The sequence below is a fragment of the Uliginosibacterium sp. TH139 genome, assembly GCF_002855595.1.
Classification (GTDB): domain Bacteria; phylum Pseudomonadota; class Gammaproteobacteria; order Burkholderiales; family Rhodocyclaceae; genus Uliginosibacterium; species Uliginosibacterium aquaticum.
On record NZ_PKRR01000001.1, the window covers coordinates 1 to 15,391 of the forward strand.

Sequence of the window (15,391 nt, forward strand, 5' to 3'; positions counted from 1 at the left end):
CCTAACCATTCCGTCGAGAGGGACCGCCCACACGCTGCGCTTGTGGGTTCCCTTCGCGGCTTCGCCGCTACGGCGGCCCCTCACGTCAAACGTTAGGAGTACCCAGTGAAATTCGGTTGCCAAGGCTTATTGGTGTTCATGGTTGGAACTATCTTGGCGGTCTCATCATCGCCGAGCTTAGCCGATGTACCGGTGACCAAGAACTCACCCCCTAGGCCATTTGCTATCCTCGGCCAGTTAAAGCAAGGGGAGTGCAAGTATAGCGATGCGGACACCACCGAAAAGCTAGAAGAACGGGCAGTTAAGCTATTCGGGCGACTAGCCAAAGGCAACGCAGGCTTTAAAGATGCGGACGCAGTAATAAACTTCTCGTGCTCGCCCCGCAGACAGCTGACCTCATACAGTGAACAATCCAAAAAGGTAGTCCAATGTGAAGAGGGCTTGCTTTGTGTGGGCGATGTAGTTCGGTGGCAATGACTCCTAACCCTGCAGTCGAGAGGGACCGCCCACAAGCTTCGCTTGTGGGTTCCCTTCGCGGCTTCGCCGCTACGGCGGCCCCTCACGTCAAACGTTAGGCGTTTTATTCAATGTCCGCTTCATATGAACTTCGTGATGATGAGCACGGGATTGGGCGAGTTCTTATACCCAAAGGCTCGTGGAATGCCGAGTGTTCGTTTCGCTTGAATGTCGGGGATGTAAGAGCTGTGCGCTTGAGTGAGTCGGTTGGGTTTCGCGATGCAGATTTAGGATTTTTATCTCAGTTTAAGAGCCTACGCTCGGTCGAGATCTACTCTTCTGCGGTAAAAGACATAAAACCACTTAATTGTTTGAATATGCTTGAGGTATTGGGGCTGCAAACCAGCGCGAAAAGTACGTTAGATGCAGAAAATTTTCCTTCGCTGCGTATAGCATTGCTTCGGTGGTCTAAGGGCATGGAGGCGCTGCTTTCAGCACAAAGTCTTCGGTATTTGAATATCGTGAATTTCCCATTCGAAGATCTCTCCTCACTGTGCAAGCTATCGGGCCTTCAACGCCTGTCCCTTACATCTCGTAAACTCGAATCATTGGCAGGCATCGGGGAATTGAGAGAACTTCAACACCTTGATCTTTATGCCTGCCCAAATCTGCGGTCACTTCAGTCAATAGCTGAGCACGCGAATCTAAAAAAGATAGAAGTCGAATCTTGCCGTTACATCCCGAGTCAGCGATGAAACCGCCTAACCACTCCGTCGAGAGGGACCGCCCACAAGCTGCGCTTGTTGGTTCCCTTCGCGGCTTCGCCGCTACGGCGGCCCCTCACGTCAAACGTTAGGCTTCGTATGCTGCGCTCAATCATATTATTCGCCTTGTTTTTTAGTTCATGGAATGCACACGCAGCCATGAATCTTTATGTTTCTAAAGCAAAACTAAAAAACATCGACGCACCAAACAAAGATTTCTACACAAATATTGCAGTACAAAAAGCAAACATAAATCCAAAGGCCAAGATAACGCACGTCATGTATCGCTGGAATTACAGAAATTCCCCAAACAACATTTCTGTTGAGCTATGCCATAGCAGCGGGTATTGCATTGATACAACAAAGTCAAGAGAGAGAATGGCCAATGAATTTTCTGGCCTAAATCCATCGGAACCGTTCTACTTCTTAGTTCGAGTTCTTGGGGATAAAAATTTTCATCCACTCGTTGGCGAAGAAGCGGAAATAAATGTAAATTTCTATGAGCCGTAGGCTGAATATGACCCCAATTGGGTCTTATTTGCGCCTAACCATTCCGTCGAGAGGGACCGCCCACAAGCTGTGCTTGTGGGCGGTCCCTTCGCGGCTTCGCCGCTACGGCGGCCCCTCACGTCAAACGTTAGCCCCTGTCGTCGGAATTCGATATCTATGTGGCAACTAAGTAACAATGTTGATTTCAATTGCACGAAATGCAATTCGCCAAATTTTGTACCATCAAATTGGTTCGACCTTGAACCTATTTCTGGTTCGGAACGAGGCATGGGCCCAGAAACCTATTACCTCGGCGAACTAGAGGTTGACTGTGATAATTGCGGAACAAATATATCAATTGAATTGCACGTAGTTGAATATCCGCAAGGTGTCCTCAATCATTTATCCATGAAATCCACCGGGGCAACCATCACTCAAGTCGCAGAAATAGAGTTTATTGACGAGAGTCCAATCTGGCTTCCACCTGCCAAGCAAATATTCGTCCCTGAAAGCAGGTTGATAACTGATATTTCAGAGATCAAGAACACCATCCCACAACTCATAAAGCTTATACAAGAGGACAGCAGCCACATCTATCGAATAACACCAAGGGAGTTCGAGGAAATAGTTGCTGAAATTTTTAGAGCACAGGGCTACCAAGTCACTTTAACAAAGAGAACTCGCGATGGCGGCAAGGACGTCATCGCGATTCATCGGAATGTTCTAGGATTAGAAACCTGTTATTTCATCGAGTGCAAAAGGCATGCTTTAGACAGCAAGGTCGATGTAGGTATTGTCAGGGAAGTTTACGGCGTCCACTCAACTAGAAATGGTCCAAACAAATCAGTCATTGCTACGACATCAACCTTCACGCCCGACGCCATTCAGTATGTCAACAATGAGATACGTAGTAGATGGGATATGGAGCTAAAAGACATTCAGGATGTCCTGCAATGGATCAGAAATTACAAACTTTAGGCTAACACTTCGTTCCAGCGGACCGTCAAAAGCTGGCGCTTTTGCCGTCCGCTGAACTCAAACGTTAGGCGCCTGAAGATTGTCCGTAGCGCACGATGGTCACCACAACGCAGTACATGCAAAAGGAGGTCTTAATAATGTCATCCGAACAAAAGCATTGGTTTCCTGCGAAGCGGTATGGCTGGGGCTGGGGCCTCCCTGTCACTTGGCAAGGTTGGGCAGTGCTTGTCGCCTTCTTTGTCTTGCTGGCTGGTGGCGCCATCTGCCTCCTGCCCTCACACCACCCCGCAATGTTCGTTGCCTACTCAGCGGTTTTAAGCGCAGTGCTAATTGCGGTTTGTTGGGTTAAGGGTGAGCCCCCGCGTTGGCGCTGGGGCAATCAATGAGAATGCATTTCCTCGCCGCTACCAAGTTGTCACTACTGGCTCAGGGTCTGCGCGGGCAAGAACAGGCGCCTAACCATTCCGTCGAGAGGGACCGCCCACAAGCTGCGCTTGTGGGGTCCCTTCGTGGCTTCGCCGCTGTGGCGGCCCCTCACGTCAAACGTTAGGCCGCATAGGCAACGACTTCTCATTCCTCCTACAAAAAATGACTCTCTCAATTTGGCTTCTCTATGTCGCGGCTGTGCTGGTCTTGACCGTTACACCGGGACCTAGCGTTCTCATGTGCATTTCAACATCCGTTCAATACGGCCCTCGCCACGCAATGATCGCCTCGCTTGGCAGCACATTAGCTATCGCTTGCATCATGTTCTTGTCAATGCTTGGTCTTGGTACAGTCTTGGCAGCATCCGAGACACTCTTCTCAACTATGAAATGGCTTGGCGCTGCATACCTTGCCTATCTCGGTGTCACGTCCTTACTCTCCAAAGCATCAAACATTGCAGTACCGGAAGAATCACAACCTCAGGTCAGCCGTCGTACGCTCTTTGTTCGCGGCATCCTGGTCGGCGTAAGCAACCCTAAGGCGCTCTTGTTCTTCGGGGCGTTGTTCCCGCAGTTCATCGAACCATCCGCACCTCAGGCAACGCAGTTCCTAGTTCTCGGGCTAACGTTTATCTTCTTCGAGCTGTTCTGGCTCTCCGTCTATGCGCTAACAGCAGCAAAGGCCCGACACTGGCTGCAGCAGCCGCGCAGGGCAACGCTCTTCAGTCGCGTTACCGGTGCAGTATTTCTTATGGCCGCCGGTCTGCTCGCAACCGCCAAGCGCAATGCGGCCTAGCCGTGCGCTCGGCCACGAATCCTTGTCGCGTGCGGTGCAGGCACAAGGTGCTTTGCTGGTGTTCATCTGTTGTACTTCGCTACACGCGTTGAGTTGGGGGGTAGCGCTATTCACGATGCCCTGCACCTGAAGGCCCGCCGTTCGAGTTCCCGGATGAGCCCCAAAACTCAAAAGCCCCCGCCGGTCATTCCGGATGGGGGCTTTGTATTGGGCGGACTTTTGAATTTACGCGGCTTCGCCCTTGATCAGCGGCAGGGATTCGCCGCCGTCGATGAGGATCTTGCGCGGTTTGTGGGCTTCAGGAATTTCGCGCTCGAGCTCGATATTGAGCAGGCCGTTCTCGAAGCTGGCGGCGGCCACTTTCACATGGTCGGCGAGCTGGAAGCGCTGCTCGAAATCGCGCGCGGCGATGCCACGGTGCAGGAAGGTGCGCTCACCGGGCTCGGTAGCCTTCTTGCCGATGATCTTGAGGGTGTTCTTCTCGGTTTCCACGTCCAGCTCATCGCGGCTGAAGCCGGCCACGGCCATGCTGATGCGGTATTTGTCTTCCGACACCAGCTCGATGTTGTAGGGCGGGTAGCTGGGCTGCTCGGTGCGCAGCGCGGTTTCGGCGAGCTGGGCCAGGCGATCGAAGCCGATGGCGGAACGGTACAGCGGGGAGAAATCATAGGTACGCATTTTTCATATCCTCGTAAGCGATATAAGGGTTGAGCAGGCCTCACCGTGAGCGCCTGCCCTCCCTATCTGCGAGCACGGGACGTAAATTTCAAGTCATTGAAATCACGCTGATTAATCCCCATTTAGGCTTACTTTCGCCGAAGCCTGCCGTGCTTCCATTGCGAGAGCAGCCCGACCGCACGCCTGGAAAGCCTGGCGTCGTGCTGGGCGGAGCCGGGTTTTATGCTTTACGAATCATATTCAGCACGCAGGGAGAGCAGCATGCTGGCGCAATGGTTGTCGAAAGTTGGCGGGTTTCTGGTGCTGATCCTGATCGGTCTGTTCGCGCTCAGTGGCGTGTTCGGCACCATCGGCACCGGCAACGTGGGCATCCGCACCACGCTGGGCGTGATCTCGCCGGAGGAGATCCCGCCCGGTATCTACATGAAATGGCCCTTTATCTCCAAGGTGCAGGAATTCACCGCCAAGGAAATCGCCATCGACGTGCAGGACCTCACGCCCAAGGCGCGGGACAACCTCAGCCTGCGCGACATGGACATCACCATTTACTACCACGTCGCCCCCGGCGGCATCACCGAGCTGCAGGCCAAGTACGCCAACCAGTCCACCCGCGATGAGGAGAGCGGCGTGTGGTTCCCCGCCCACGGTCTGGTCTCGCGTCTGGTGCGCAACGCGGCCTATGAGGAAGTCTCCAGGGTCGATTCGCTGATCCTGCACACCAAGCGCGACGAAATCGCCGCGGCCATGCACAAGAATGTGCAGGCCCAGCTCGAAGCCAATGACCCGAAGGTGTTCTCCGTGTCACGCGTGGTGATCCGCTCGGTGATGACCGATCCTTCCATCGAAGAATCGATCCGCGCCGCCGTGGCCAACCAGAAGCGCCTCGAAGCCATGACGATCCAGACCGAAATCGCCAAGCGCGAAGCCCAGATCAAGATCACCGAAGCCGAAGGCATCGCCAAGGCCCAGGCCATCATCTCCGGCTCGCTCACCCGCGAATACCTGCAGCACGAAGTGAATCAGGCCCTGGCGAAGTTCGCCGAGAAAGGCTCGGCCCATACCGTGGTGATCCCGGCCAACATGAGCAGCACGCCGCTGATCAACATCCCGGCGGCCAAGTAGGCGGCGTCCGGCAGGAAGAACCCTTGCGCTACCTTTTCGGTATTGGCGCCCCGCTGATTTTCCAGGCAGCAGTCACCTGGCTGATCATTCTTGCCAGCCGGGGCAATGGCTCCTTTGTCGGGCTGGGCGTGATGCTGGCCGGGCTGGTCGGGATGCCGCTTACGGCCTTGAGCAGTTTTCTGCTGATCCGCGCGGCCCAATGCTGGTCAGCGCAGCGCTATTACCTGAGCCTGGCCTTGCTGGCATTGCTTCTGCCGCTGGCGCAACTTGCGCTGTGGCTGCTGGTCGTGGTTTTTGAACTGTAGTTCGGGCCGCGGCGGAAGGCATTTCCTGCTCTACGCTGGTTGTGCGCCCACATCGAGTTTTTCGTGATCTTGAACAGCTTTCTTGCGGAGCAGCCAGCATGTCCACAGCTAAGACGCCCGACCCCATCCGCAACTGTATAGCCGCCTCTATCTGGCGCTGCGCCAGGCCATCCTCGACGGCCGCCTGCGCGGCGGCGACCAGCTGCCCTCCACGCGCCAGCTCAGCATCGAACTGGATCTGGGGCGCAACACCGTGGTGCGCGCCTACGAGCAGCTGCTCATGGAGGGCTATCTCGAAGGCCGGCCGGGCGCAGGCTCCTTCGTATCCGAGGCACTCAGCGGGAGGGAGCATTTCGCCAATCAGAAACGCCTGATCGGCACGCGCCGCGAGGGCTTGTCGCGGCGCGGCAACCAGATCGCCAGCCATGCCGCCAGCAGCACGATCCAGCGTGGTGCCTTCATCCCCGGCGTGCCGGATACCGAGCACTTCCCGTTTGCCACCTGGAAGCGGCTCGTCGGAAAGAACCTGGCGCGAGACAAGGGGCATTTGCTCGACTACGCCGGCAGTGGTTACGGCCCCCTCAAAAGCGCCATCGCGGAGTATCTCGGCGCTTCCCGCCTGATGCGCTGCGAGCCGCGCCAGATCCTCATCCTCAACGGCTCACACCAGGCGCTGGACCTGTGCGCACGGATGCTGTGTGATCAGGGTGATCGTGTGTGGCTGGAGGAGCCGGGCTACTGGGGCGCGCGCAACGTGCTACGGGCGGCGGGACTGGAGACCGTGCCGATCCCCCTGGATGAGGGCGGCATGGCACCACGTCCGGAAGACTGGAATGCCCCGCCGCGCCTGATCTACGTGCCAGTATCCAACAGGTACGGTGCTCTCCCTGGAGCGACGCCTGGCCCTGCTGGAAGGCGCAGACAGCACGGGCGCCTGGATCATCGAGGATGATTACGACAACGAACAGCGCTACGACAATCGCAGCGTCGCATCCCTGTTCGGGCTGGCCCGCAAGCAGCGCGTGATCTATCTGGGCACCTTCAGCAAAGCCATGTTTCCGGGCTTGCGGCTGTCATACATGGTGTTGCCGGAGGATCTTGCCGGATCATTCCAGATCGGCAATGCGGAGCTGTATCGCGGCGGGCGCCTGATCGAGCAGGCCGCGCTCGCGGAGTTCATCGCCGACGGGCACTTCAGCGCCCACATCCGCCGCATGCGCCAGATCTACCGCGAGCGGCGTGATGTACTGGTCGAGGAGATGGATCGCTGGCTGGGCGGGGCGGTGGAAATGTCCGGCGGGCATGCGGGTTTGCAACTGCTCTACCATTTTCGAGTGCCGCTGGATGACACGGTGGTGGCGTCCGGCGCGATGGCGCGCGGACTCGTCGTGCGGCCGCTATCGATGTACTACCAGAACGCGAGCACCCTGCGCCACGGCATGAATCTCGGTTACGGCGGCGTGCCGGTTGAGCGGATTCGCAGCGCGGTGCCTTTGCTCGTGCAGGCGGTGGACGAGGCGCGGCGACGCACGCGATGACACGCGGCGGGCCGGATGGGCTTCCCGGCGATTGCGCCATGTCCTGGCTCAGTTTCCGGTCGGGGTCAGCATGCACGCGCGACAATCTGCAGCGGCGAGACCTGCTGCGGCCGAAAATATTGGAGAGTGGCCCGGCTTGCCACTGGTAACTTCCGCCCCGTTCATGTCTTTGTAAAGGAAATTTGGTCGGGGGCTATGGCGACAATGCGTATCCCTTCGATTCCTGACGAACCCGCATTGGTGCGCTTGATCTGATCCTTTGCGTCTCCCTCGAAGGCCGTGAAGCGCACAGTTGACGATGGCCCATAATTATTGAGTGTTTCGAGAGCCTGACCCAACACGTCATTCATCGTGCTGACTGCCGCATCGGCGATCAGACCTATGAGATCTGGCATTACACCCTTGACGAGCTGTTCCAGCGCCCCGGTCAGGGTCGCTGCAGCGAACATGCTGGCGCCGACAACATTCATCGCACCGTTGTCGATGTAGGCGAATTCGCGCAGTTTGGTGCGTGAGTGCTCCCACGAATTGAGGGTCCGCTTTTCCTTTGTCATATACGACGCATTATCGAGGATCACCGCCCGTGAGGGTTGCCCCGCAACTACGGAGCTGCCCGTGGCGCCGACGATGATGCCCGTTCCTGTGAACAAGCCTTCAATCGTGGCAAAGGAGTTGTTCGCACTATCCTCTGCCTTGATCTGCCCGCGCATGGTGATTTGGCCAAAACGGATCATCCCGAGGATCGCCTTCATCTTGTCGAGACCAAGCTCGTCGATCAAGACATCAACGAGAGCCTCTGCCCTTTCTGAGTCCGACATTGCCGGGCCATTGCCAACGAGGGTCTTTGCGCTGTCCACCAATGTCTCGAGAAGTGGATGTGGGCTGGCAGGCAGACTCACCGGGGTAGGCAGGGACAGGATCATTTTTGCGAGATCAGTCAGCACATCCATCATCGAGGTCGGCTTTGGGATTTCCGGATCAAAAAGTTTGATCATCCAGTTATCGCGAAGCTGGTCGGCCAGCGGCGGAGTCACGACGGGCGTGCCGACGGTGCCCGTCCCTGAGTCAGGCGAGAAGGAGATGTTGCCGCTAGAGAAGGAGTTGCCGCTAAAGAGGCTGAAAGATATGTTGTTCAGGAAGTTGAGGCTCACATGGAGTGTCGTGTCGCCGATCTGCACCTTGGTCTCGTTGTCCGACAGCACCTTCATCGTGTTGCCGCTGAACTGGGTGACGGTGCCGTCTGGCGCTGAGCAGAATGTGTCGTCGCCGACATAGATGTAGTTGTCCATATAGGTGATGTCGACATTGCCAAGCTTGACGGACTCGGGCTTCTTCGTCAGGTCGACGCCGTCGCGCAGGGTGACCAGGACAGCCTTTTCAACGGGATCGTTGGGGTGGTCGGCGCCTTTGATCCTGTCGATCTCAGCGTTACCGGCGAGTTGGCCGCGGAAACTGCCGACCTCCCCGCTGTTCTTGAGTTTGTCGGGCGTGTAGTCCGGATTGGCGCCGAGGGGGCTGACCAGTCGGTGCAATTCGTTAAAGATCGCCAAGGCGCGCTTCTCGCCGATCTCCTCGTTCGACTTCTCGCTGCCAGAATTGCTGGCATGGCCTTCGATGGATACGACATCCTCGACCTTGACGCCGATGATGGCAGCCAGGTGCCGGAGATATTCGACGTGTTTGGGCCTCAGCTCAGATTTGGCCGTGGCGAAGTTGAGGAAGAGAACCTGCGGACTCTTTGCACGGGGGATTGGAACAACAAAAACATCGGTTGTGGGATCAGGATTTGCCACGGGCGCTTTCTTGGTCGTCGTCTTGGTGGTGCCATCGCTCTCGGTCGAGCTATGCGTGACCTCACCATCGCTCTCAAGCGCCCGCTCGTGCAGGTCGCTGGCGGGTGGCTGGCCGCCTCCGCCCTTGCGCGCGGCCATGTCGGTCAAGGACTGCGTGGCGCTCCCCGCAGGCAAAATGCCCGCTTTCACGGCCTTCTGGAGGGCAGCGGACAAGGCGTTGATGTCCTTGCCCGCGCGCGCGTCCGAGGCGAGCTCGGCCAGTTTGGCCCCTTGGCTCATGCCGCTCGCGGCAAGGCTCGTGGCATTGGCCATGGCCGCGCGCAGGTTCTCTTGGGTGCCGGCAAGCCCCGTGATGTCCCGAAAGCCTTCGGTGCCGAGCGCCGCCAGCGTGCTGGCAAGTCCCGTCGGCGCAGGGGCTGCCGGCGCGTTTTGCAGGTTGATGATCGTCTCGGGTAGGGGGGTGGGTGACAGGCCCTGTGCAGCCATGGCGCGAGAGGCGAACATGCCCGTGGGAAAGTCGGCCAATTCGGGTTCGGTGCTGTCGAACACCCAGTCAAAGCTGCCGTTGTGCTCTTCGGCGGCGATGCATTCGTCCATGTGCGCGCGGGCATAGAGCCCCGAGGTTGGCAGGCTGATGCGGATCGGATCGGCCACGGGCGAACCTGAGGTATAGCGCGCCTTGAGATCGGCAAAGGTCTTGACACTCTCGTCGAGCGGCCAGGTGGTGCGCGTTGCAAAGACGAGGCTGTTGCCAAGAATGCCCAGCGGTGTGGGGTCGATCACTGATGCAATGGACCGCCCGTCTGTGGGTGAGATCGCATAGCCATCCAGCAGCGCGTAGAGCTCGTCGCGGTCGATCCCCTTCCAGATTGCCTTGTGATAGCGAAAGGGATTGGCGGCCAGCGCCTGCTTGAGTTTTTGGTATCCCTCACGCAGATGCTTCTGCAGATCCAGGTTGTCGGTGTCGGTGCACAACAGGTCGATCTGCGCGCCGGTAGTATGGGGCACGCCCGTCACCGGGTCGATCAGATCGCGCGTGCTGCCCGAGGCGCTCTGGCTGCCCTTGTAGTGCCGCGTTGCAAAGTTGATCGTGGCACCCGTCAGGTTGACCCATGAGCCTTTCGGCAGTTTCGCTTTGGGGTCGAGACGCAGAATCATGTGCTCCAGCTGGCGCCGCGTGAGCGTGCCGTCGAGTGTCACATCAAAGTCCACCCGCAGGGGTTGGCCGCGAACGTAGCTGGAGGCAAGCGTGAAATCGATCGCCTCAATGGCTTGGCCCGCAGACAGGGTCAGCTTGTCCAGTACCCCACGGGCCATGGTGGGCGCGATCTGGGTGCGAAACAGCCGCTCAGCGTCTTGCGGCCGCGTCCGCAGACTCGCGAGTGTCGTGGCCAGGATCGGAACGGGCATCGGGATCAGGTCTGCAAAGGGTTGCCACGCGGTTTCAAGCTGCGCTGAGGTCTGGAGCAGTTGGCCATCGGGATAGGTCGTGGCCGGCCCCGTGGCTGTGCCGCCCGCGGGCATCTCGATGCTCATCTTGATCGTCAGGCTACCTGACAGATACGTGAGGGGATGATCTGCCTGAAACCCACGGGGCACATCGCTGCCCACGAAGTCGCGCTGGATGTCATCGAGGTTGTGGAAGACGGACTTCTCCCACGTGCCACGGGCAAAACGGCTGAGGATCTTGCGGTGGCGCGCGATCCGTTCATCGGTGAAGGGAAGGACCGGCATCGGTACAAAGAGGCACTCGCTGACAGCCCCCACCTCGGTGTCCACGCGCAGGTGACGCAGGATCTCGTAGTAGACGATCGAGAGCGCGCGCGTGTAGTTGATGTTCTGCACCACCTCGCTCGTACCTGTCACAGTCTCGCTCTGGCTCGTCTCGGTCACGACCGTGCTTTCCAGCTTGCGCAGGCTTTCGCCATAACGGCGGATCGAGTCGCGCAGGTTCTGGCTTTCGCGGGCCATGGTGTCGCGATGGCTCTGCTGGCTCGCGTCAGATTGCGACCCGCCACCCGACACCCCCCCCCCAAGCACCACGGGCCCCAAAAGTGCCCCCACTCCAGCGCCAAAGCCGCCAGCCATGGCTGACGAGGAGCCTCGGCTCCACTCGTTGAGCGCGCCCGAGACAACATCATCGTACGAGTGCTGGGAATCGAGGCCGTCCTTGACCTCGTCGGCGGACTGCGTGTCTTCGTCGCGGCTCCCCTTGTCGATGCGGCTGAACTCAACCTTCATGACCCGCCGCTTCTCCCGCGGGGCCAAGGTCAGGCTATGGGCCACATTACCCAGAGAGTAGCCGTTGGAGCGGTAGCGCACGACATGTTCAATCACATGACCAAATGCCACGCTCTGCGCCTGAAATCGTGAGGGATCGACTTCGTATTCGATCGGATTGTTGGGATCGACGCCGCGCCTTGGAAACTCGACGGGGCGCTGGCTTTGGTCCTCGAAGGAAATCGGGGTCAGACCAGCGCGTGCGACTTGCGGCTGGGTCACCCGCAGAACCGTGCGAAACCGCTTTTCCCCCAGGATGCGGCCAGGACTCGAAAAGGGGCGGCAACTGGAGCCCGGATCGTCAGAGAACAGATCGGGGCGCGCCAACAGGCTGGCTTCGGTCGCATCCGTGGGCAGACCGTTGCTCGGCTGTTGTGCGAGGTCTGCGTTCAGAAAGATGAGGGCCTCTGGTGCAGGTTGGGCGGGCGTCGCATCGGGGCGAAAGCCCACAACGGCGTCCGGGCCTGTGAGTACCCAGACCCAACCCTCGATCCCTGTCAAGCTCGAGCCCTCCTGGCGCAAACGAAAGCCGCCCGCGTAGTCGATTTCGCCGGCAACCAGCGGCAGCGCTGCCAGCAGCGCGCCGAAGCGCGCGTCGGTCGGGGCAAAGCGTGCCTGAGCGGCGGTGTTGCCACCTGAGGTATCAAGGGTGTCCGCGATGGCCGAAAGCAGAGCAGGGGTCGCCAAAGCTGCGCTCAGCGCATAGCCGGTAAAGCCGAAATTCGGCTGGCCGATCACCACGAACTTGCCACTGCGTGCGAACAGCGGCGCAGGGGTTGCGGGTTTGGGTGGGGTGGCTGCGGGGCGCAACGTGTCGACAAACAGGCGCGCAGTGAGCACTCCAGATTTGACCACCGCCGTCTCGCCCTCCACCAGCGGCGGTGTTGCGACCCAAGCCGTGCCGCGCAGTTCACCACGGCTCTCCACGGGAGCCAGAACCCGCTCGGCGACGATCTCACCCACCGCGGTTTTCACCTGATAGGAGATGAGATGCGCGAGGTTCACATCCATGATGGGTAAGCGCGTCTCGCCGCCTAGGGTGAAGGGGATTGGCGCCTCGAAATCTTCGTCGTCGACGTGTCGCCGCAGTCTGATGGTCAGCGTCATCCCAGGCGCGGAGCGCATGGGCGGGTTGGGGATCAGCGTCAGAATTAAGCTAGGCAGCGGCTCCTGCGCGCGCACTGGGCTCGGATCGCGCATGGCTGCTTTGAGGGCTTTGACCCCATTGGCGGAGAGCGTGTTCGTCAGCCGCTCGATCATATCGGAGCTGACTAAGGTGCCAAATCGTACGCGTAGGTCAATCAGTTTTGCGCTATCGGCGGCATCAAAGCCCAATTTGGCAAGCTCATTTCGCTTCAGGAAAGTGATATCGACCATAACGCCCCCAAAAATTGCATTCGGAACTACTTCAAAGGGCAACCCCAAGTGCAGCTGCGGCTTGCAAGTCGGTATGCCATGGATACGAATGGTCACATCGTAGGAGTGAGGGTTTGCCAACCACAATTCGCCCAAGTGCTTAGCTTCGCCTCGGGCTCATACGCACTTGGGCGTATGCCGATCGCAAAAAAGCGGCCGATTAATCCCGCAAAGGGGCTTGCGTGCGAATGGCGTAGGCCGCCATTTCCGCGCTGTTGCGGATGCCGAGCTTGCGCCGGATGTTTTCGCGGTGTTTGCGCGCGGTGGCCTCGCTGATATCCAGTCGGCGGCTGATTTCCTTGCTGGTCAGCCCTTCGCCCACCAGTTGCAGTACGGTGCTTTCACTGGCGGTGAGTTTGTTGCCGTGCGTATTGACCGGCGCTTCGGGGAGGAAGAGCTGGGCGATGGCAGCGCTGATATAGCGTCGGCCTTCGGCCACACGCCGGATGGCGAGCAGTAGCTCGTCACTGTCTTCGTCCTTGGGCAGGTAGCCGGCAGCGCCAAAGCCCAGGGCTGCGCGGATGGACTGCGGGTCCAGCCGGGCAGTGACAATCAGCACCTTGACCTTGGCTCCGGCATGTCGCAAGCCTTCTACCACGGACAAACCATCCAGCCGAGGCAATCCGATGTCGAGCAGCAAGATGTCCGGTTGCAGCGTTCTGGCCATGGACAGGGCCTGCTCGCCGTCGCGCGCAACGCCCACACAGTGCATGTCGGCCTGTGTGCCCAGCAGCATTCGCAGGGCATCAACCAGCAGAGCGTGGTCCTCGGCAATCAACACCTTGATGGGGGCGGCCATTGTTGTGGATTATGATCTGAGCGTATGCATTGTATCGACACAATCCTGACTCAGTCCGTCGGTATGCATTCGGTGCGCAATTTCAGGCCGTGCGCGCATCTACGGATGAACTGCATGCAGGAGGTCGTACGTGAAGGTGTCTACCCCGAACCAGAGTTTCGAGTTATTCGAGGCCCGTGCGCTGGCCCGGCATGTGCTCTTTGACCTGAGTTTTCCGATTCTCGGGACAGCGCTGATATTGGCGCTCAATGCCTGGCAGCTGCATGACAAGGTTTCAAACGTCGCTATCGCTGCCTGGCTATTGTTTGCCGTGGCTTCCGTGCTGGCGCGCGAGCTTTTCCTGCGCCATATGAAGCGCCGCCAGCCCCATACAGATGTATCGAAAACCACCTTGCTCGGACAAGCAATTCTGAGCATCCCGATCGGTGCTGTTTCAGGAGCGTTCGCCTGGATGTACTTCGATGCTTCACACGCGATGAATCTGGTTATCCTGAGCACTTACATGACCGTGATCGTGGTGGGTGCGGTGGTGCCTTTGTCGGTCTACCTGCCGGGATTTTTCATGCTGGTGTTGCCGGCCTATGTGCCTTACCTGCTGCGGCTGATGCTAAGCGGAGGCACTGATCATCTGGTTGTGGCGGGTATCAATGTTTTGTTTCTGGTTGTGGTGTTCAACTATGCACGCCAGGCCAATCAGATGCTGCGTGAAGCAGTACGCCTGCGGTATGAGAACCAGAACCTGATTGACGACCTGGCGTTACGCAAGGGCGAAGCTGAAAAAGCCTTGCTCACCAAAGGCTTGTTTCTCGCCGGAGTCAGCCATGATCTGAAGCAGCCTATTCGTGCCATCGCGCATTACGCGAGCTTTCTGCGTCATCACGCACCGCCAGGTAGTGCATCGGAAGTGGTCACGCAGACGGCCGACAAGATCGAATCGGCGGTCAGCGCTGTTCATGGACAGATCAGTCACTTGCTGGAGCTTTCCAAGCTCGAATCAGGCGCAGTGCCGGTGAGTCTGGCGTCAGTGGAACTAGATGACCTGTTTGCTCATGCGCGCGAACTGCTTGCCAGCCTGGCACAGGAGCGCGGGGTGCAATTGCGCTTTGCCCTGGGACATCGGCGCCAGGCTTGGGCTGACCAGCGCATGCTCGAATCCATCGTCATTAATTTCATCAGTAATGCCATCAAACACGCTCAGGGAAGCCGCGTGTATATCGGCACCCGCTTGCGTACGGCTTACCCTGAAGGTCAGCAGTTATGCATCGAGGTGCGCGACAGTGGGCGCGGCATCGCGGCCTATCAGCTCCCGTTGCTGTTTGATGCCTACCGCACTTTCGATGACCGGGTCGCCAGCGAGAGCCATGGTCTGGGCCTGGCCATCTCCAGGGCGCAGGCGACCTATCTGGGCTGTGATATTGATGTGCGCTCGGAGCCCGGTCGCGGATCGACGTTCACACTGTGTGGCATCTGCACTCTCTCATCCAGCCAGACGTAACCTTGAACCAGCACCCCTGACGGGGTGCAGCGCTTTCCGATATCCCAACCCCAGCCG

Annotated in this window: 10 protein-coding genes and 1 pseudogene; 8 read left to right on the forward strand and 3 right to left on the reverse strand. The window is 58.6% G+C overall.

The features are described from left to right. Positions 1-587 precede the first annotated feature (587 nt). The 4 genes from C0V76_RS19445 (at position 588) to C0V76_RS00015 (ending at position 3,908) form a co-directional block, all read left to right on the forward strand. Positions 588-1,211, forward strand: a complete 624-nt coding sequence (locus tag C0V76_RS19445) for a hypothetical protein (protein WP_143707307.1) — start codon at positions 588-590, stop codon at positions 1,209-1,211. 168 nt (positions 1,212-1,379) lie between these two features. Then, complete coding sequence (locus C0V76_RS19450; protein ID WP_143707308.1) at positions 1,380-1,730, forward strand: flagellar protein FlhE; 351 nt, start codon at positions 1,380-1,382, stop codon at positions 1,728-1,730. Between the two features lie 267 nt (positions 1,731-1,997). Next, positions 1,998-2,687, forward strand: a complete 690-nt coding sequence (locus C0V76_RS00005; RefSeq protein WP_158239090.1) for a restriction endonuclease — start codon at positions 1,998-2,000, stop codon at positions 2,685-2,687. A 663-nt stretch (positions 2,688-3,350) separates the two neighbouring features. Continuing rightward, complete coding sequence (locus tag C0V76_RS00015) at positions 3,351-3,908, forward strand: LysE family translocator (protein ID WP_158239091.1); 558 nt, start codon at positions 3,351-3,353, stop codon at positions 3,906-3,908. 225 nt (positions 3,909-4,133) lie between these two features. Here the strand turns inward: C0V76_RS00015 and C0V76_RS00020 are convergent, their stop codons facing one another. Beyond that, a complete protein-coding gene (locus C0V76_RS00020; RefSeq protein ID WP_101940323.1) occupies positions 4,134-4,586 on the reverse strand; it encodes an Hsp20 family protein in 453 nt (150 codons plus the stop codon). Positions 4,587-4,847: 261 nt separating this feature from the next. Between C0V76_RS00020 and C0V76_RS00025 the strand changes: the two genes are divergently transcribed. The 3 genes and pseudogenes from C0V76_RS00025 to C0V76_RS20410 all read left to right on the forward strand — a co-directional run bounded on the left by C0V76_RS00025 (position 4,848) and on the right by C0V76_RS20410 (position 7,551). Then, the gene (locus tag C0V76_RS00025; protein ID WP_158239092.1) at positions 4,848-5,708 is read left to right on the forward strand and encodes an SPFH domain-containing protein; all 861 of its coding nucleotides are present in this window, start codon (positions 4,848-4,850) and stop codon (positions 5,706-5,708) included. A gap of 23 nt (positions 5,709-5,731) precedes the next feature. Continuing rightward, positions 5,732-6,013 (forward strand): hypothetical protein, encoded by a 282-nt coding sequence (locus C0V76_RS00030; protein WP_101940325.1) that lies wholly within the window; start codon positions 5,732-5,734, stop codon positions 6,011-6,013. Positions 6,014-6,146: 133 nt separating this feature from the next. Then, positions 6,147-7,551, forward strand: a pseudogene (locus C0V76_RS20410) (PLP-dependent aminotransferase family protein). A 161-nt stretch (positions 7,552-7,712) separates the two neighbouring features. On the opposite strand, the gene C0V76_RS00040 reads toward C0V76_RS20410, so the two are convergent. Then, positions 7,713-13,136, reverse strand: coding sequence for an OmpA family protein (locus C0V76_RS00040; RefSeq protein WP_143707309.1), 5,424 nt, complete (start codon positions 13,134-13,136; stop codon positions 7,713-7,715). 64 nt (positions 13,137-13,200) lie between these two features. Next, positions 13,201-13,839 carry a response regulator transcription factor gene (locus C0V76_RS00045; RefSeq protein WP_101940327.1) on the reverse strand — a complete coding sequence of 213 codons (639 nt, stop codon included), beginning with the start codon at positions 13,837-13,839 and terminating at the stop codon, positions 13,201-13,203. A gap of 130 nt (positions 13,840-13,969) precedes the next feature. Between C0V76_RS00045 and C0V76_RS00050 the strand changes: the two genes are divergently transcribed. Then, positions 13,970-15,334 carry a HAMP domain-containing sensor histidine kinase gene (locus C0V76_RS00050; protein WP_101940328.1) on the forward strand — a complete coding sequence of 455 codons (1,365 nt, stop codon included), beginning with the start codon at positions 13,970-13,972 and terminating at the stop codon, positions 15,332-15,334. The last annotated feature ends 57 nt before the right edge of the window (positions 15,335-15,391 follow it).

Coding starts and splice junctions, on each gene's coding strand:
- C0V76_RS00015 (WP_158239091.1), top strand. CDS start 3,351: ATGTGCATTTCAACATCCGTTCAATACGGCCCTCGCCACGCAATGATC.
- C0V76_RS00045 (WP_101940327.1), bottom strand. CDS start 13,839: ATGGCCGCCCCCATCAAGGTGTTGATTGCCGAGGACCACGCTCTGCTG.
- C0V76_RS00005 (WP_158239090.1), top strand. CDS start 1,998: ATGGGCCCAGAAACCTATTACCTCGGCGAACTAGAGGTTGACTGTGAT.
- C0V76_RS00020 (WP_101940323.1), bottom strand. CDS start 4,586: ATGCGTACCTATGATTTCTCCCCGCTGTACCGTTCCGCCATCGGCTTC.
- C0V76_RS00025 (WP_158239092.1), top strand. CDS start 4,848: ATGCTGGCGCAATGGTTGTCGAAAGTTGGCGGGTTTCTGGTGCTGATC.
- C0V76_RS19445 (WP_143707307.1), top strand. CDS start 588: ATGTCCGCTTCATATGAACTTCGTGATGATGAGCACGGGATTGGGCGA.
- C0V76_RS19450 (WP_143707308.1), top strand. CDS start 1,380: ATGAATCTTTATGTTTCTAAAGCAAAACTAAAAAACATCGACGCACCA.